Genomic DNA, 18,608 nt, shown 5'->3' with positions numbered 1-18,608 from the left:
TCTGGACATTTTCTTAGTTTTTACAACTTCCAGCACTTAGTTCACTTTTATGTTGTTGTAAAAACTTTTTTCCTATACCTTTTACTTTTTGCAATTCATTAACATTCTGGAAACAATGAGTTTCTCTATAAGTAATAATTGCTTTCGCTTTTGTCACACCAATTCCTTTGATGCTCATAAGCTCTTTTTGATTTGCATTGTTTATATCAACTGCAGAAAACAAAAAACTAAATCCTAAAACCAGACCTAATAAAACTTTCATTTTATTCCTTTTTGTTAAAATCTGGTTTATTATAATATTTTTTGCCTTTAACAGTAAAAATATTGCAATTTGTTATTTTTTTTGTATAAGTTTTTCTTTGAGAATTTTTTTACCACTTTCAACACCAGGCTGATCGTATGCGTTTATATACATAAATTTAGCACATAATGATGTTAATAGTTCATACTCATACATTAGTGATGCAATAGCACTTTCGCACATACCGTCAATTGTAATCACATCACATGGTATATCGTTTAATGCATTTATTGATTCTATTGTAGCGTCAGCTTGTTTATTAATTAAAGAAGAAAACTCTAAGTCATCCAGATAATTTAATTCTTCTAAACCTTCTAAATTTACAGATGGTATTTTTAGATCATTAGAAAAATTCTCTACTTTGATTACTGTAACAGTTTTATCTCTTTTACCTTCGATAATAAGTTGTAAGAACGAGTGCTGATCTATCGGTCCTATAATACCTATTGGTGTCAATCCCTGTCTTGTTGAATTAATATCGACTTTTCCTAAAGACTCACCCCATAACTGGATATACCATTTGTTAAACCCTTCTAAACGTGAAGAATAAGAAAATACGACATTAACATTAAAACTATTTTTATATTCAACTAAAAATCTTGCTTTATTAATTAAACGTGAATAAAAACTTCTTTGACTGAAGAATGAATCATGTACTAGCTTTGCACCTTTTAAAATATCATCGATATTAATACCTACTATTGCTAAAGGTAATAGCCCCACTGCTGAAAATACGGAAAATCTTCCACCAACATTTTTAGGAATTTCAAAACTTTTCATCCCATTTGCATCCGCATATTTTCTTAGTTTTGAATCATTTTCCGTAACTACCACACAATTATTATGATCAATTTTTACAAGGGAATGTACATATTTAAAAATTGATACTGTTTCAACTGTTGTTCCAGATTTTGAAATTACGATAAACAATGTATCTTCTAGTTCTACTTGCTCTAATTTTGATTGAATATCGATTGGATCAGTTGTTTCTAAAAAATAAAGTTTTTTATCTAATTTTTTTGAATGTTTAAGATATTTATAAATGGCATATGTACCTAATGTACTTCCGCCAATACCTATTACAACTATATTCTTTTGTTTAACCGTTTGTGCATATTCTTTATACGTTGACGAATCTTGTAAAGGAAGAGAATAATATCCTATATCTTCTTTTTCTGCTACAATTTTTTCAAAAATCTCTTCATCTGATATTGTTGGATTAAAATTATGTTTATAGTGCATAACTTTATTTTCCTTTCTCTTGGTTATAAAAATAGTTTGTCGCTTCTACAAATCCCTCTACACTGCCACAATCAAAACGTTTGCCTTTAAACTGATATGCTATTACCATACCGTTTTTTGCTTGTTGACACAGAGCATCGGTAATTTGCAGTTCGCCGTTTTTCCCAGGTTTTGTATTTTGAATTACATCAAAAATATCTGGTGTTAAGATATAACGTCCTATTACTGCCTGATTAGAAGGCGCTTTATCATTATCTGGTTTTTCAACCATATTTGAAACCATAAACACGCTATCTTCTATTTCACTGCCTTCAATAACACCATATTTATGTACCTCTTCATTAGGAACTTCCATAGTAGCTACTATACAGCATTTATATTTTTCATATAGTTTGACCATTTGCTTTAATACACCATCACCATCTGGATTGACACATAAATCATCTGCTAAAACAACAGCAAAAGGGTTGGCAAATCCTACTAGTACATTCCCTTTGTAAATAGCATCACCTAAACCCTTCATCTCATTTTGACGTGTATACGTAAAAGTACAATGTTTAATTATATGTCGAATTCCATCTAACATTTTCTCTTTTGAAGAACCTTTGATTTGATGCTCAAGCTCATAAGATATATCAAAATGGTCTGTGATTGCACGTTTTCCGCGTCCTGTGATGATTGCCATAACATCACATCCAGCTTCCATAGCTTCTTCTACACCATATTGAATAAGAGGTTTTGTTAATATTGGCAACATCTCTTTTGGCATTGCTTTTGTTGCTGGTAAAAACCTTGTACCATAGCCTGCTGCCGGGAATAAACATTTTCTTATAGTGTGGTTCTTCTGCATACGTTTTACCTTTATATTTTTAATTTAAATACTTTTGCACCTGGAGTATTAATAACCATATCATAAAGCTCTTTATCATAGTTTTCCAAAATAAATAACTGAACAAAAGTCGAATTGTATGTTGCTTCATCTAAAACTATAAAAACATTATAAGAAGCCAAATATATAAGATTCATATTTGATGTAAAATTAACAAGCTGAGATTGAACATGAAGTTTTTTATCTTGAGAATAAGCAGTTCTAACAAATCTTCTAATAGGTACTGATTTATTTCCGATAGTAATGCTTAAATTAGATTTATCTAAAAATATATTTTCTCCCAACACTATTTTATTGCCAATCTCTTGAAAATTTCTACTCATATAGAAAAAAGGATCTTGGTATTTTACTCCATTCATTAGATTGAGATTTGAAAAATATGTAATTGTTGGATAAATATTTGTCATTCTAAATGGTAGGTATAAATATATATCTGTTGTTTGCACAGGTAACTTTATATCTTGTTTTAAAGATGCTAAGAATTGATTAGTATCTTTAAATCCATAATCTCTTGTCATTTGTTCAATATTCGATATTGTAGAGACATTACCTTCGAGTTCTCCATCTTTAATTTTTTTATTTCTCATTAAATTTTTTTCAGTGTATTCCACATCTAAACGTGCCATTTTCGCTGCAACATCTTGAGGATGTGTTAATATAAAACTCACAGGAAAGTTAACAGCACCACTATGTTTTCCACCGTCAATTAAAGTTTGTGTATTTGCATAATATCTAATTGGGTATCCGTAATCCCACCAGGCTACAGTATAATCATTTGGTGTTGCAATTTGAGAGAGTTGTTTCAAAACATCTACCTCATCATTATTAAATACAGTCGGTATTTTATACGAATCTATATGCTTATAATTTGGATATAACATTACTAATGTTAAGGCTATCATTGCAAGAAATTTCAACTTAGTGGTTGGAAGTTTTGCAGCAATCTCAGTAATTAAAAATGCCACACCAAAAGCCAAGATAGGTACAGCATAGATTGTAAATCTTAATCCTCCAATATAGGCTAAAAAGCCAAGCCCTACAAGAGGAAGTGACAACAGCATTATTCTATGTTTGAAAAGTAAGTATAGATATCCGATAAAGGATATAATAAATACTAAAGTATGCCCACTGATACGGTTGGCAAACATTTCAAATGGAATTTTCCCAGCTTCTCTTACAGTTTGCATGACTGTAAAAAAGTGGAGTCCTAAGCCTTCTTGTTCTACACTTACGCTTTCACTGAAGACATATCCTTTTAACTGCATCCAAATCGGATTAAAACCACCTGTAACAAAAAAAGTAATAACAGCAATACCTAAAAGATAATACCCATATTTATTAAACTTCTCTTGTGTAAAAATATAATATGAAATTGCCACCAATGCCAGACGTGTATAACCATCAAGTCCCATCATAGCAAACATCATAATAGCCAGCAGTTTATAGTTAAAAATATTTTTACGGTCAAAGAGAAGTGTATATGCTAATATAAGTCCAAAAAATGCAAATTCCAAAGAGTAACTTTGAGGATACCACAAACGATATAGTAAAATATCTAAAGCAGTCAAAAAAAGATAAATATTTTGGTTTGTTTTTACAGCCCATATGATAGACCATAGCAAAAACATTGGAAGAACAATATTAAGCATATCAGTATCATAATATCCTGCCATTGTACGGTTATAATAACTCCATGCAATTGATGCAAGCATTGCCGCAATAAGCCCCATCTCTAAATTTTTAAGAAGCTTTGCAATAAGAATAATAGGAATTACAATTAAAGATGAGAGAAAAACCGGTAGATAGAATATAATACTTTCAAAAGAAAATGGTAAAACTTTAGCAAAAAGTGCTGTAAGTATAGAAGGGGCACTTGTAACAGGTGTTTGATCTATCCCCTCCCTATACACAGTATTACCAAGAATATCTCTTGCACCCTCTGCCCACAAATAACCATCGTTTGTGTTAATCATAAACTGGTCATTGTATTTAAATGGAGTGAAGTCATTGAACTGATATACCCAAATCATTCTCATAGATACTGAAAATATAAATGCTAACAGGATATAAAATATTGTAAGTTTAGTCTCTCTTGTTAAGCTGTTCAAGTTTTTTCCTGTAGATTGAAATGTTGTGTATTTTATCATATTTGATTGCACCTTTTAATAATAATTGGTACTTTTTTAACAGTTCATGATTAATTTTTTCTATTTTTTTCTGATCTGTTGTTAAATGTAATAATTTTTCCAAAGTAGCTATACGAAAACGGTCCATTCCCCAATGTTTAAAACTAAGCTGATCATCATGTCCCGCATATTTTCTAATCAACTTCTCATTAACTAAGGCAATTTGAAATTGTAAAGAAATTCTTAACCACAAATCATAATCTTCACATACTTCTAAAGCTTCATCGAAATAACCGACTTTTTCAAAAACATTTTTGTGTATAAGTACTGACGATGGGGCAATATTGCAGTAAGCTATATTTTCTTCAAAAACATGTTGACCGATTTTTTGAAATTTTTTTGGAATTTTTATTTCTTGATTATTCCGAATCCATATTTCATCAGTATAACTTACTAGACAGTCTAAATTTGATTGATGAAAATCAACTTGTTTTTCTAATTTTTCCTCTACAAATCTATCATCAGAATCCAAAAATGCAATCCAATCATATACTGCATGTTGTATCCCAAGATTTCTAGCACTAGAAACCCCTTTATTCTCTTGATATATATATTTTATTTGAGGAAAATCATTTTGAATTCTTGAAGTATCATCGGTAGAACCGTCATCTACAACAATAATCTCTTTAGCTTGAAAAGTTTGTTGAAGAACAGATTGTACTGCTCTTTTTAAAAGTTCATAGCGGTTAAATGTAGGGATAACAACTGTTATCTCCAATTACCACACCTTAATTTCATTATATATACTGTCTCTCTCGACAGGTGTAAACCCGCTATCTTTAATAAGGCCTACGAACTCGTCTAATTCGATTCCGTTAGCACTCTTTGCTCCAGCAGCTGAATTGATAGACTCTTTTTGAATAGTCCCGTCTAAGTCATTTGCTCCGAACTCTTGAGCAACAAGTGCAAGATTTACGGTAGAAGTCACCCAGTATGCTTTTAAATTCGGTACGTTATCAAGAACAAGGCGAGAAATAGCCATAGTACGAAGTACCTCATCTGCTGTAATCGGATGTTCAATTTTCAGGTAATTGTTTTCTGTTTGATACACAAGTGGGATAAAGCAGTTAAATCCACCTGTTTGATCTTGTAATGCACGGATACGCATCATATGATCTATTCTGTGCTCACGATTCTCTACATGACCAAACAGCATCGTTACATTTGATTTTTTACCGCGTTCATGCCATTTTTTATGGATCTCTATCCATTGATCGGATGTTACTTTCCCTTTACAAATATAATCACGCACTTTTTCATCAAAAATCTCTGCTCCACCGCCTGGCATAGAATCTACTCCAGCATCAACCATCATATCTAAAATTTCATCGTATGTTTTTCCGTAATGACGTGCTAAAAAGTCTACTTCTGCTGCAGTTAGTGCCTTTACATGTAATTGTGGATATTTATCTTTAATCTTTTTAAATATATCAAGATACCACTCTATTCCAGTATCTGGGTTATGAGCTGAAACAATATGAACCTCTTTTACACCATCTTCTACAATCTTATCTACAATTTCCATAATCTCTTCATGTGTCATTGTATAAGGATTTGGATTTTTTCTATTGGCAGCATAGGCACAAAATTTACATACATCAGCACAAATATTTGTCGGATTAATATGGCGGTTAATATTAAAATATGTTTTATTGCCATGAAGCTCTTTACGTTTTTTATCTGCCATTTCCCCTAAAACAAAGAGATCTTCATCGTAAAGTTTTAGTGCTGTATTAAAATCTATTCTATCCATTCTTGCTCATTCTTTTTTTCTAAATATTTAATAATTTCGAGAAGTCCTGTTATACTCCAGGAGCTTTCCACATAGAAGTCGTGATATTATCATCAACTAGCTTTAATTGCTCTTCATAAGCACTTTGCCATTTTTCTTTTAGCTCATCATAAACTTTTTTATTTTCAAAGTTAGGAGTATATGTTTTGTCCCATTGAACCAATTTTTCTGATGCCACTACTAAGTTTTCATATATTTCAGCCCCAACACCTGCCGCCATAGCAGCACCAAGTGCAGTTGCCTCAGTCACTTTTGGAATTTTTACCGTATATCCGGTCACGTCTGCTAAGATCTGTGACCATAGAGTACCTTTACTTGCACCGCCAGCAAAAACAATAGTATCAAATTCTACACCGCTAAATTTTTTTATATTTTCCAAATTAATACTTGAAACTATTGCGGCATTTTCTTCCAGTGATCGAAACATTGAAATTTTATTTGATTTAGTACTGTCAATATTCAAGTTTAAAAAGCTTGGAGCTGCATGGTACCATTTTCCGTATTTCATAGCATCTGAAAAAATTGGTAATATCCCGTAAGAACCGGCAGGTACATTTTTAGCTTTTTCTTCTAAAAGTTCATAGACATCTCTATTTTCTTTTTCTGCTTCTAACTTTTCCAAATCACAAAAAGCATCTCTAAACCAGCGCATGATTAGTCCAGAGAAAAATGTAATCCCCTCAGCTTGCGAAAGACCATTTACTACATGAGGATTTACACGCAGACTCATATCTTTAGGCGGTTTTACATATGAACTAATGTTCACAACCTGTTGCCAAAAACTGCCGCCTAAAACTGCTACATCACCCTCTTTTACAACACCGAGTCCGGCAGAGCCCAATTGAACATCTCCACCGCCCATCACAACTTTTGTAGTTTCTGATAAAGATGTCTCTTGAGAAGCTTTTTTCGTTACATTGCCTAGAACTTCTCCAACTTCATACACTTTTGGAAAAATATCATCTTTTAATCCTATGCTTTGAGCCATATAACTATCCCAAGTTCGATCAGACAAGCTAAATATTCCCGTAGTACCGCCATTACTTGGATCACTAGCGATTACACCAGAAAGTTTTGCCAAGATCCAATCTCCAATCATAGAGATAGAAGCTACTTGTTTATAAATATCAGGACGATTGTTTTTCAGCCATAAAAGCCTTGGAAGTGCTCCAAGTGCAAAAGTCTGTCCACTTGTTTGGTAAAATTTTTCTTCAATCTCCGGAAAATTTTCTTTTAAATATTTTACTTCTTCTGAAGCTCTTGCATCTACATTTGCTACACCCCAGAGCTCATTTCCATCTTTATCGTAAAGGACAATCCCCTCACGCATACTAGTTGCACTTAAAGCTAAAATATCTTCAGGATTCACATTCGATGCTTCTATTACACCTTGGATACAATTGCAAGTGAACTGCCAATTTTTTGTAAAGTCAAAACTCATAGAGTTAGGGACACCCTCTTCTTCCAAGTGTGTCCACTCTTGCTGAGAAACACAAAGCTGATTTCCTAAAATATCAAAAAGTACCGCACGGATACTCCCTGTTCCGGCATCTATGGCAAGTAAATACTTTTCCATTATTTTTTTAATTTTGCTTGTTCTAATTCCCAGTATTCCATAGCAAAACTATCTTTTTCGCTAATACTTACGTAGCCGCCAAGTTTATCAGCTCTTAATACTGCCTTCATTGTATGTTCTACAATATCATTGACAATATCCGACTCTTTTTTCGTTGCGCCAAAAGAGATAACGGCAAGATTTTTTATGATCATATAGTTTGGTGCAGGGTTCAGCATAATTTCACCATTTTCATAACGCATATAATATTCTTCATACTCTTTAATGAAATTTTCAATTCCCGCTTCAAGATTTGTATCTTCCATCACAAGCGGTGCTCTTTTTGTTCTAATGATATGTTCAGGTGTTAAAACACCACGGGATGCAAACTCTTTTAAATTTGGTTGTGATGCATAATATGATGCCAAAGGTGACTGGTTGATATTGATATGAACTTCATATCCTTTGTATTTAGAAAAAGTTTTTGTAATCTTTGCAATATCACAACCGCTGTGCTCGTAACTTCTTTGGATCTCAAGTGCAGCATTTTCATCTAAAAACTCTTCAGCTTTAGTTACTGCTTCAATCATCTTGTCATACGACTTTTTCGCATCGTCATCAAAAGTAATTATACCGTGATTATGTAATATAATTCCCTCAATACTATCCCAGTCAAGCCCTTTTGTCATCACATATATTTTATGAGCTAAAACAAATCCAGGCATCACATAATCAACTATTAAAAAATTTGGATAGAGTTTTTCAATATACTCTTTGCCATTTTTCGAGTTTGAAATAGTCACAACTGCATCTGCATGCGTATGATCAACAAACTTACATGGAATAAGCGCATGTAAAATAGCCTCAACAGAAGGATTTGGTGCTTCTTTATCTGTCATTGCTGCACGTTGTAAGTTCACCATATCACTGTCACTAAGTTTTTCAAGTTGAGCCATTTCTAAGAGAGTATCCAGTTTTACGGGAGAGAAGCCTTCTCTTTGAATATTGCTTAGGTCCCAGCCGCTTCCTTTGACATAAAGGATATCTTCTATTTTTACAGATGTATTCCCACCGCCGTGCAATACCAACTCGTCATTTGCACCTAAAAGATTTGATGTATATACTCTAAAATCTAATTGATCCACACATTTTGCAGCCGCTTTCTCATCCCATAAATTTTTCATTCTTTATCCTAAAACTTCTAATTCATTAGTATACTTATCTTCACAATACGGTTCATATGATGATTTGTATACTGCATAATGAGCTGATGCTCTATGTCCGTCAAGTGCAGCTTCATCTTCCCAAGTTTCCACTGCCATGAATTTTCTTGGATTCTCTTTATATTGCACTATCTCGTAAAACACACACCCTTTTTCAGCTTTACTAGGTTTTACCATTGCAGCCAGGAGCTCTTTCATTTTTCCTTCACTGCCCTCTTTAGCTATAAATGTTACTCTTTTTGTAATTGCCATTTTTTTATTCACTTTTTTTAAGCAATTATAGCAAAATATTATATATAATTAAACTATGGATATATTATTACAAATAGAAGATATTATTGAAAAAAACGGTTCAGATTTTGAACTTTCAAAACTTTTTAAACAGTATATAAAAGAGTATAAAGATTCGTTGCACCAACTTTTTGAAAAAAATCAGGGAAAAGATTTTCTGGTGCGTCATACAAGACAGCTTGACTCTATTATAGAGCTTATGTACAAGACAGTACTACGCCGTACATTTGGAAATTACCTTCCTATGAGAAGCTCAATTCCTATTGCCATTGTTGCTCTTGGGAGTTATGGACGTGAACAGCTCTGTGTACATAGTGACATCGATCTACTAATCGTCTATGAAGATGTCCACGGTTATAACTCCGAACTTATTATTGAAAAACTGTTTTACCTGGCACTTGATGCAGGACTTAAACTTGGACATCGTGTACATGAAGTTCAAGATTTGTTTAAAGCTTCAAATGAAGATATCACAATTCGTACTGCTTTGATGGAAGCCCGTTTTATATGTGGTTCCACTTTTACTTGGCATGCCGCAAGTAGAGCACTACACAGTATGAGACTTTATAATCAAAAAGAATATATTTTAAACAAGATCGAAGAAGCTCAGGAAAGAAGAAAAAAATTCTCTATCTCAATGGAACCAAACATTAAAGAGGGTGTTGGCGGACTTCGTGATGCACAACTTATTTTTTGGGTTGCCAAAACAATTTACGGTGTGGAATCTATTAAAGAGTTAAGCGGTGAACTTTTTACAGAAGAAGAGTATAAAGAGTATCGCATAGCACTCGAACTACTTTTTCGTGTAAGAAGTGCATTACATCTTATTACTGGAAAACAAGAAGATACACTGCGTCTTGAACATATTCCTCAGGTGACAAAACTTCTAGGCTTTACTACACAGAAAAAACTTTCAAGCAAAGTATTAGAAGCAGGCTGGCGTATTAATAACTTTACACAGATATTTGTTAAAAAAATGGTTCGTAGCTTTGTTTACGATACAAAAAACATTGCTGCATTTAGAGTTCAACGTCTACAAAAAGGAATTTATGAAAGAGACGGCAGACTCTTTGCTTCTTACAATCTTACTCCTAGACCTATTAATGAACTTCTGGAACTTTTAGTTAATTTAGAGGACAAAGATTATAAATATGATGCAGGTTTTTTAAATCAGTTCACTTATACACATATCCCTCATCCATTAACTCAAAAAACATATACATTGATTAAACGATTACTTAAAAAAGAACATATCTATTCATTTTTAAAACTTTTTTACGATGCGGGAATCCTGCACGAGCTTTTTCCTAATTTTAAAAAGGTATTACACCTTCCACAGTTTGACGGTTATCACCATTTTCCTGTAGATCTTCATTCTGTAAAATGTATTGAAGCTCTTGAAAACATTCGAGAACCTTTTATCAAAAAACTCTATGATGAAATGGATGAAAAAGATAAGTTTTTACTCAAAATTATTGTTTTATTTCATGACAGCGGTAAAGGAAGAAAACAGGATCATAGTGAAGTAGGTGCAAAACTGATCGCACAATTTACAAAAAAAATGCAGCTTGACGGTGATGCAACTTCTAGGGCTATTAACCTTGTCAAACATCATATTTTAATGAGTTCCGTTGCTTTTAAAGACAACATCCACAATGAAAAAACTCTTTATAAATTTATGTCTAACGTCGGCGATGAAAAAAATCTGAAACTATTATATGTACTTACATATGCAGATATTAACGGTGTTGATGGTGTAGGTGGACATACGTACACAACTTTTAGTTCTAAACTACTTCATGAGCTTTATATAAATGCTTTAGAAATTGCTCAGAACACTGAACGAATTACTGATGCTAAAAAACGTACGATAATTGAAAAAAGAGTAAAAAACCTCCCTGAATTTAAAGAACAGACAAAACTTTTACAGAATAAGATTTTATCGATTGTATCAAATCTGTTTTTCTTTAAAAATTCTCCAAAAGATATTGTCAAAATCGCACTTCAGGCAAAACAAACCGATAAATATTCTTACAATATAACAAACGATCAGACTTTAAGTATAGAAATTTTTAGAAAGATTCCTCTTAATGTAGGTTATCTACTCTCAACTCTCGCTCACTTAAATGTTGTTTCTATGGAAATTTTTACACTTTTTGACGGAGTGAAATATTTCAAAATAGATTTTATGCATAATGTCGATCCAACTATTTTGGAAGATATTACGGCAGTAATCGAAGATGCTTTTGATATGACAAAAGAGGTCAAACTAAGAGATGTTGAGATCAAAAAAGAAGATATTACTATTGATTGTGAACACTCCCTTACCGATGCTGAGATAAACATTCATACTAAAAATCAGATAGGTTTACTGGCCTATGTTATGCATAAGTTTGAACAACTAGGAATTAACATTGTTACGGCAAAAATACACTCTAGTAAATTTAAAGTAAGAGATAGTTTTTTAATGGAAAAACAAAACAATATATGTAATAATATCAACAAAATTTATGATTTGTTAACAAAATAAGATTTTAGGGTTTGATGTATGTGTGGAATTGTTGGGTATATTGGAGCAAAAGATACAAAAAATATTTTATTGGATGGTCTTAAGGAATTAGAGTACAGAGGTTACGATTCGGCAGGAATAGCAGTTTTAAGTGATGGTGAATTCAATAACTTCAAAGCTGTAGGTAAACTCGTTAACCTAGAAGAAAAGACAAAAGATTTTATTACGGATCATTTTGCCGTGGGTATTGGACACACGAGATGGGCTACCCATGGAAAGCCTACAGAATTAAATGCACATCCACATGTAGGCGAGTGTTCTTACGTTGTTCATAACGGTATTATAGAAAACTATGCTGAATTAAAAAAAGAGCTTGAAGCTGACGGTGTACGTTTTCTAAGTCAAACAGATACGGAAGTGATCGTACATCAGTTTGAAAAAAACCTCAAAACTGCAGCATCAGAATTTGAAGCATTTGAAAAAACTGTATCACAGCTTCAAGGAGCTTATGCGATCTTACTTGTTACAAAATCAAAAGAGGATACTATCTACTTTGCTAAACTCGGTTCACCGATGCTTGTAGGTAAAAATAACGACAATGAAAAGTACTTTGCTTCTTCAGATACTCCATTGATTGGCCATTGTGAAGATGTTAACTATTTTGATGACGGTGACTACGGATATGTAACACCTGATGAGATCAAAATTTTTGATAAAAATAAACAAGAGAAGCAACCTCATTTTACAAAATTAGCAACAAATAAACTTTCTGCACAAAAAGACGGATATAGATTCTTTATGGAAAAAGAGATCTATGAACAACATGATGTTATCACAGATACTTTACTTGGAAGACTAGGAACGAATGAAGTAATTTTTGAAGAGTTAGATCCAAAACTTTTTGACGGAATTAATGAAATAAAACTATGTGCATGTGGAACAAGTTATCATGCTGCTCTATCGGCTTCATATCTTTTTGAACGTTACTCCAGAGTAAAAACTTCTATTGAAGTTGCAAGTGAATTTAGATATCGTGATCCAATAATGACACCAGATACTCTTTTTGTTGCTATCTCTCAAAGCGGTGAAACTGCAGACACTTTAGAAACTTTAAAAATGGCAAAAAATGCAGGTCTTAAAACTCTTACGATCTGTAATGTCGACAACTCTTCTATGGTAAGACTTTCAGATGCGACAATTTTAACGCGTGCAGGTGTTGAAAAAGGTGTAGCTTCTACAAAAGCTTTTGCAACACAAGTAACAATTTTTTGGATGTTATCACTACATCTGGCAAGTTTAAGAAAAACACTAACGAGTGATGAGATCACAAAACAGATTGAACTTATTCGTCAAATCCCTTCTGCAGTAAAAGTTCGTGATGAGATTCATGAGAAAATTAAAAGGTTATCAAAAAGATATCTACATGGACATGGGTTTTTCTTTATTGGGAGAGATATCTTCTATCCTTTAGCTCTTGAAGGTGCTTTAAAACTTAAAGAGATCTCTTATCTTCATGCAGAAGGTTATCCAAGTGGAGAGATGAAACATGGACCAATTGCACTTGCAGATCCTGAGCTTTTTACTATAGCACTTTTACCAGAACATATGCTTTATGAAAAAGCAAAAAGTAATGTTGAGGAGTTAAGTGCACGAGATTCAACAATTTGTGCTATCAGTCCGTTACAATTTGAAAAGGCTGATGACTTTATTGCAACAAAAAAACACGAATTTTACATGTTAGAGTTTTTTGAGATGATGGTTGTGGTACAATTGCTGTCATTAGAAGTTTCAATCAGACTGGGCAATGATGTAGATATGCCAAGAAACTTAGCAAAAAGTGTAACTGTGGAGTAGAAAAGTATGGGAACGAAGTTTAAACTGTTATTTATTGTAACTATAATGTTGCTAGCACTTGCTGTCGCGACAATTGTAAATGTATCACTAAATTTTAGAGAATATAGTATAAAAGGTGCTACAGAGAAAGCGGTTATGACCGCAGCAATTGTAAAAGATGGTTTAACAGCTCATATGGTTAACGGAATGATGGATAAACGTCAGTACTTTTTGGACCAAATTTCTATTAATAACAGTGAAGTAAAATCTTTATGGATAGTTCGTTCTCCAAAAGTCATTACACAATACGGTAAAGGTTTTGCAAACGAAACATTACGTGACGATATTGATAAAGAGGTACTTAAAACCGGAACAACGGTTGAAACCATTCAAGAAGGAACAGACTCTATTGTATTAAGAGTTTCTATTCCTTATAAAGCAACAACATCTCAACCAAACTGTCTTCAATGTCATGATGTGCAAAGAGGTGATACTCTTGGAGCAATTAGTATGGAATTCGATATTACTAACATGCGTAATGCAGGTATGGTAACGATCTTAAAAATTCTAGCTATCAATCTTGGCTTTATCGTTATCGTTCTTTATCTATTAAATCATTATGTATCTCCTTATATGAAACTTTTTTCAAGTATGCAAGAAGGTATTACAAAAGCATATAGCGGTGATTTTACACACCAATTCTTTACAAATGTTAAAGGTGATGCAAGAAATATTGCCGAGCAACTCAATACTCTCTTTACAAAAATGCAAGAGACATTTGGAAATATCAAATATAATCTCTCTACGTTTATTCCTCAAGGATGTGTATCATCTAAAGACCCGCTTCACGAAGCAAAATCTATTATTGGGGAACTCTCAGATATTTATAAATTTAAAAAGACCATAGAATTGGATCTTGATAAAGAAGCTGTTTATAAAAGATTTATCGATGCTTTAGAGCATAAATTTGAAGTTCTTCATTTTGCATTTTATCAAATAGATCAAGCAAGAAATGAAAGAAAACTTATTTATGCAACTAGTGATAAGGCGATGTGTGGTAATACTGTAAATTTAAATGCAAATATATGCCGTGCCTTTAGAACACAATCAGATGTAATCTCAACAGAATACATCGATCTATGTCCAGAATGTCATAAGCAAGATGATTATTACGTATGTATCCCTTTCCTTATTAATGATGAATACAGTGTAGTTCTTAATATCGCTGCAAAAGATGAAAGTGATGTAAATCGCATTAATGCACTGACACCAAGTATTAAAAACTATCTTGAAGCTGCAAAACCTGTTATTGAAAGTAGAATTCTTACTGCAAAACTTCGTGATACTTCTTTAAGAGATAGTATGACAGGTTTATACAATAGAAGATTTTTAGAAGAGTTTATCGATCAAGTAATTGCTCAGTCAAACCGTAAAGATGAAACATATACTATTATGATGCTTGATGTAGATTTCTTCAAAATGGTTAACGATACTTATGGGCATGATATAGGTGATAAAGTTATTGTTGCTCTTGCCGGTGTGCTTAAAGACAATATCCGTGAAGCTGATCTTGCTATCCGTTACGGAGGAGAAGAGTTCTTAGTACTTCTTCATAATGCAAGTGCTGAAGGAGCATTAAATGTTGCAGGTAAAATCCATAGAGCATTCTCGGCTCTTACATTTGATGTCGGTAACGGTGAAACTATGAAAAAAACGATCAGTATTGGTATTGCAAAATATCCTGAGGATGCAGATAGTATCTGGAAAACAATCAAATTTGCAGATACAGCTTTATATGAAGCAAAAAACACTGGTAGAAATAAAATCGTAGAATTCCAGAAAGAGATGTTCCAAGGGGAAAACTTTTAATCCCTGGAACATATATATTCCTTCCCTCATATTTCTTTATAATATATAAATAAATTTTCCATTCACTCTATACATAACTATTTACCCAGTAAATATTCCTGCAAAATCAATACTAAAAAAACTCATGCGAATATCTATCTACGCTAGATTTTGAACAAATTTAAAAGATATGATTGTTTATAAAAAGGAAAAGAGGAAGAAAATACAGCGAATGAAGCTGTCACATTAGTGACAACCACATCCAGTACCGCAGCTTTCGCCGCTTGATTGTTGTTGTGGAGCTGCTCCACCTGTAGAACAAGCACTTACACCTGGAGGTGTTGTAGGCTGAACTGCAGCATTGTCAACGCCACCGCTTGCATTGATCTCTTCAATGAAGTTCCAGATAGACTCAGCAGCTTGCATATAACGTTTTGCACTTTCACTCTCAGGAGCTACAAAACTTACAGGTTTACCTTCATCCCCACCAGTTCTGATTGCTGGTTCGATTGGAACTTCAGCAATTACTGTAGTGTCGAATTGTTTAGCCATTGGCTCAGATGTACCTTTTCCGAAAATGTCATATTCAACACCAGTATCTGGAGCAATAAATCCACTCATATTTTCAATAACACCAGCGATAGGGATATGTAATTTTTTAAACATATCCAGTGAACGTTTAGAGTCATCTAACGATACTGTTTGCGGAGTAGTTACCGTAAGACCAGCAGTTACAGGTACACTTTGCGCTAAAGTTAATTGAGCATCACCAGTTCCCGGTGGCATATCGATAACTAGTACATCAAGTTCCGACCATAAGATGTCACGTAAAAATTGCTCAATTGCTTTCATAATCATAGCACCACGCCAGATTAAAGATTGTCCCTCTTCCATAAGTGAACCCATAGACATCATCTCAATACCATAAGCTTTTATTGGAAGAACTTTATTGCCGTTTACTTCAGGCTTAATATCTGAAACACCAAGCATACGAGGAATGTTTGGACCATAGATATCTGCATCTAAAAGACCAACTTTTTTACCCATCTTAGCTAATGAAACAGCAATATTTACAGATGTAGTTGATTTACCAACCCCACCCTTACCAGAACTTACCATTAGGAAGTTTTTTACTTGTGGAGCAATGTTTTTGCCGCGAGAAGAAGACTCTCTTGGCATTACAGGAGCTTTAATGTTAATAGCAACATTTGTAGCACCTGCTCTTTTTAATTCTGTAGTAGCTTCATCAGTAATTTGCTGTGCTACTTCAGGAGCAGATGAAGTAATATCTACTGTACAACTTACATCTGTTCCGTTAATTACGATATCTTTCACAAATCCGAAAGTTACGATATCTTTAGTAAAACCCGGATATGCAACTTTTGAAAGTGCTGACTTTACGATTTCTTCAGTCATTGTTTTTTCCTTTTCTAAAATTTTCTAGTGAGCTTCCGCTAACTTTGCTTCTTCTGCAATTTTTGCAATTGCTTCAGGATTATCCATAATTTCTTGAGTAATTTTGTAAGAACAGAATTTTGGTCCACACATAGAACAAAATTCCGCTTCTTTAAATACATCTTGTGGAAGAGTTTCATCATGATATTCACGAGCACGTTCACTATCAAGTGCAAGTTCGAACTGTTTTTCCCAGTCAAACGTATAACGAGCATCACTCATCTCATCATCAATATCTCTAGCACCTTTACGTCCACGAGCAATATCAGCAGCGTGTGCAGCAATTTTATATGCAATAATTCCTTCACGAACATCTTCTGCATTTGGAAGACCTAAGTGTTCTTTAGGAGTTACATAACATAACATTGAAGCACCGTGCCATCCACCAACAGCAGCACCGATTGCTGAAGAGATATGGTCATACCCTGCAGCAATATCAGTAACTAGTGGCCCAAGGATGTAAAAAGGTGCTTCATGACAAAGCTCACGTTGAATTTTCATATTACGTTCGATTTGATTCAATGGAACATGTCCGGGACCTTCGATCATTACTTGAACATTTTTCTCCCAAGCACGCAGTGTTAATTCACCAAGAACTTTTAACTCGCCAAGTTGTGCATCATCTGATGCATCAGCTAAACAACCAGGACGAAGTGAATCACCTAATGATAAAGAAACATCATATTTCGCACAAATATCTAAGATATCATCAAATGCTGTATAAAATGGATTTTCTCTATGATAGTGCATCATCCAAGCAGCCATTAGTGAACCACCGCGAGATACGATACCCATTTTACGTTTTGCAACTTTTGGCATAGTCTCTAATAAGAAACCTGCGTGAATTGTAAAATATGAAACACCTTGTTGTGCCTGACGCTCTAATACTTCCAGCATTACATCTATACTTAAATCTTCAATCTTGTTGTTTACATCATGAAGAATTTGATAGATTGGTACTGTTCCGATAGGAATTTTAGAATTTGCAATAACTGCTTTTCTAATCTCATCAAGATCACCACCAGTAGAAAGGTCCATTGCAGTATCAGCTTTATAGTGTTGTGATACTTGAACTTTTTCTATCTCACCCTGAACATCTGAAGCGATTGCAGATGAACCAATATTTGCATTGATCTTACATTTAGCTGCAAGACCTATAGCCATCGGTTCTAGTGAAGTGTGATTTACATTGGCTGGAATGATTAGCCTACCACGAGCTATCTCACTACGAACTAGTTCAGGAGATAAATCTTCGATTTTTGCGACATATTCCATCTCTGGTGTAATAATGCCTTGTTTAGCGTAATACATCTGTGTACGAACAGAATCATTCTCACGCTCTTTTACCCATGAAGATCTCATATTCTCTCCTAAAATTTTATATATATATTGGAAATATAGTCAAATAAAGTTAATTTAACCTAAAAGATTTTGCAAAAAGAGACAAATAATCTCCTAATTTAAGATTTCAAAAGTATTTGAAC

At 33.6% G+C, this 18,608-nt stretch carries 14 protein-coding genes; 3 read left to right on the top strand and 11 right to left on the bottom strand.

From position 1 onward, the window contains the following. Nucleotides 1-13: 13 nt before the first annotated feature. From P6N22_RS00280 to P6N22_RS00240, 9 genes are all read right to left on the bottom strand, one after another. Entirely contained in the window at nucleotides 14-262 is a 249-nt protein-coding gene (locus P6N22_RS00280) for a helix-hairpin-helix domain-containing protein (protein WP_280329060.1), read from the bottom strand. Between the two features lie 72 nt (nucleotides 263-334). Next, nucleotides 335-1,543, bottom strand: a complete 1,209-nt coding sequence (locus tag P6N22_RS00275; RefSeq protein WP_280329058.1) for a glucose-6-phosphate isomerase — start codon at nucleotides 1,541-1,543, stop codon at nucleotides 335-337. 4 nt (nucleotides 1,544-1,547) lie between these two features. Beyond that, a complete protein-coding gene (gene galU / locus P6N22_RS00270) occupies nucleotides 1,548-2,393 on the bottom strand; it encodes a UTP--glucose-1-phosphate uridylyltransferase GalU (RefSeq protein WP_280329055.1) in 846 nt (281 codons plus the stop codon). Between the two features lie 11 nt (nucleotides 2,394-2,404). Continuing rightward, entirely contained in the window at nucleotides 2,405-4,579 is a 2,175-nt protein-coding gene (locus tag P6N22_RS00265; protein WP_280329053.1) for an STT3 domain-containing protein, read from the bottom strand. Then, nucleotides 4,515-5,336: a glycosyltransferase gene (locus tag P6N22_RS00260; protein ID WP_280329051.1), complete on the bottom strand. Its 822-nt coding sequence runs from the start codon at nucleotides 5,334-5,336 to the stop codon at nucleotides 4,515-4,517. Before P6N22_RS00260 ends, P6N22_RS00265 begins: the two co-directional genes overlap by 65 nt. Beyond that, the gene (gene mqnE, locus P6N22_RS00255; protein WP_280329049.1) at nucleotides 5,337-6,371 is read right to left on the bottom strand and encodes an aminofutalosine synthase MqnE; all 1,035 of its coding nucleotides are present in this window, start codon (nucleotides 6,369-6,371) and stop codon (nucleotides 5,337-5,339) included. A 49-nt stretch (nucleotides 6,372-6,420) separates the two neighbouring features. After that, nucleotides 6,421-7,986: an autoinducer-2 kinase gene (lsrK, locus tag P6N22_RS00250; RefSeq protein ID WP_280329047.1), complete on the bottom strand. Its 1,566-nt coding sequence runs from the start codon at nucleotides 7,984-7,986 to the stop codon at nucleotides 6,421-6,423. Next, on the bottom strand, nucleotides 7,986-9,149 hold the full coding sequence (locus P6N22_RS00245) for a class II aldolase/adducin family protein (protein ID WP_280329045.1): 1,164 nt from the start codon (nucleotides 9,147-9,149) through the stop codon (nucleotides 7,986-7,988). Before P6N22_RS00245 ends, lsrK begins: the two co-directional genes overlap by 1 nt. A gap of 3 nt (nucleotides 9,150-9,152) precedes the next feature. Then, complete coding sequence (locus tag P6N22_RS00240; protein WP_280329044.1) at nucleotides 9,153-9,440, bottom strand: putative quinol monooxygenase; 288 nt, start codon at nucleotides 9,438-9,440, stop codon at nucleotides 9,153-9,155. Nucleotides 9,441-9,495: 55 nt separating this feature from the next. On the opposite strand from P6N22_RS00240, the gene P6N22_RS00235 reads away from it, so the two are divergent. From P6N22_RS00235 to P6N22_RS00225, 3 genes are read left to right on the top strand one after another with little or no spacing between them, the layout of a single operon-like run. Then, complete coding sequence (locus P6N22_RS00235; RefSeq protein WP_280329042.1) at nucleotides 9,496-12,009, top strand: HD domain-containing protein; 2,514 nt, start codon at nucleotides 9,496-9,498, stop codon at nucleotides 12,007-12,009. A gap of 18 nt (nucleotides 12,010-12,027) precedes the next feature. Next, the gene (glmS, locus tag P6N22_RS00230; protein WP_280329040.1) at nucleotides 12,028-13,842 is read left to right on the top strand and encodes a glutamine--fructose-6-phosphate transaminase (isomerizing); all 1,815 of its coding nucleotides are present in this window, start codon (nucleotides 12,028-12,030) and stop codon (nucleotides 13,840-13,842) included. A gap of 45 nt (nucleotides 13,843-13,887) precedes the next feature. After that, nucleotides 13,888-15,690, top strand: a complete 1,803-nt coding sequence (locus P6N22_RS00225) for a GGDEF domain-containing protein (protein WP_280329038.1) — start codon at nucleotides 13,888-13,890, stop codon at nucleotides 15,688-15,690. A gap of 225 nt (nucleotides 15,691-15,915) precedes the next feature. On the opposite strand, the gene P6N22_RS00220 is transcribed toward P6N22_RS00225, so the two are convergent. After that, a complete protein-coding gene (locus P6N22_RS00220; protein ID WP_280329036.1) occupies nucleotides 15,916-17,085 on the bottom strand; it encodes an Mrp/NBP35 family ATP-binding protein in 1,170 nt (389 codons plus the stop codon). A gap of 24 nt (nucleotides 17,086-17,109) precedes the next feature. Next, on the bottom strand, nucleotides 17,110-18,486 hold the full coding sequence (gene thiC, locus P6N22_RS00215; RefSeq protein WP_280329035.1) for a phosphomethylpyrimidine synthase ThiC: 1,377 nt from the start codon (nucleotides 18,484-18,486) through the stop codon (nucleotides 17,110-17,112). Nucleotides 18,487-18,608: the final 122 nt, after the last annotated feature.

Origin of the sequence: Sulfurimonas sp. C5, from assembly GCF_029872055.1 — a bacterium.
In the GTDB taxonomy this organism is placed as follows: domain Bacteria; phylum Campylobacterota; class Campylobacteria; order Campylobacterales; family Sulfurimonadaceae; genus Sulfurimonas.
The sequence above is the reverse complement of the archived record's forward strand: the minus strand, read 5'-3'. Positions and strand labels throughout refer to the sequence as shown.

Coding starts and splice junctions, on each gene's coding strand:
- P6N22_RS00280 (WP_280329060.1), bottom strand. CDS start 262: ATGAAAGTTTTATTAGGTCTGGTTTTAGGATTTAGTTTTTTGTTTTCT.
- P6N22_RS00275 (WP_280329058.1), bottom strand. CDS start 1,543: ATGCACTATAAACATAATTTTAATCCAACAATATCAGATGAAGAGATT.
- galU (WP_280329055.1), bottom strand. CDS start 2,393: ATGCAGAAGAACCACACTATAAGAAAATGTTTATTCCCGGCAGCAGGC.
- P6N22_RS00265 (WP_280329053.1), bottom strand. CDS start 4,579: ATGATAAAATACACAACATTTCAATCTACAGGAAAAAACTTGAACAGC.
- mqnE (WP_280329049.1), bottom strand. CDS start 6,371: ATGGATAGAATAGATTTTAATACAGCACTAAAACTTTACGATGAAGAT.
- lsrK (WP_280329047.1), bottom strand. CDS start 7,986: ATGGAAAAGTATTTACTTGCCATAGATGCCGGAACAGGGAGTATCCGT.
- P6N22_RS00245 (WP_280329045.1), bottom strand. CDS start 9,149: ATGAAAAATTTATGGGATGAGAAAGCGGCTGCAAAATGTGTGGATCAA.
- P6N22_RS00240 (WP_280329044.1), bottom strand. CDS start 9,440: ATGGCAATTACAAAAAGAGTAACATTTATAGCTAAAGAGGGCAGTGAA.
- P6N22_RS00235 (WP_280329042.1), top strand. CDS start 9,496: ATGGATATATTATTACAAATAGAAGATATTATTGAAAAAAACGGTTCA.
- glmS (WP_280329040.1), top strand. CDS start 12,028: ATGTGTGGAATTGTTGGGTATATTGGAGCAAAAGATACAAAAAATATT.
- P6N22_RS00225 (WP_280329038.1), top strand. CDS start 13,888: ATGTTGCTAGCACTTGCTGTCGCGACAATTGTAAATGTATCACTAAAT.
- P6N22_RS00220 (WP_280329036.1), bottom strand. CDS start 17,085: ATGACTGAAGAAATCGTAAAGTCAGCACTTTCAAAAGTTGCATATCCG.
- thiC (WP_280329035.1), bottom strand. CDS start 18,486: ATGAGATCTTCATGGGTAAAAGAGCGTGAGAATGATTCTGTTCGTACA.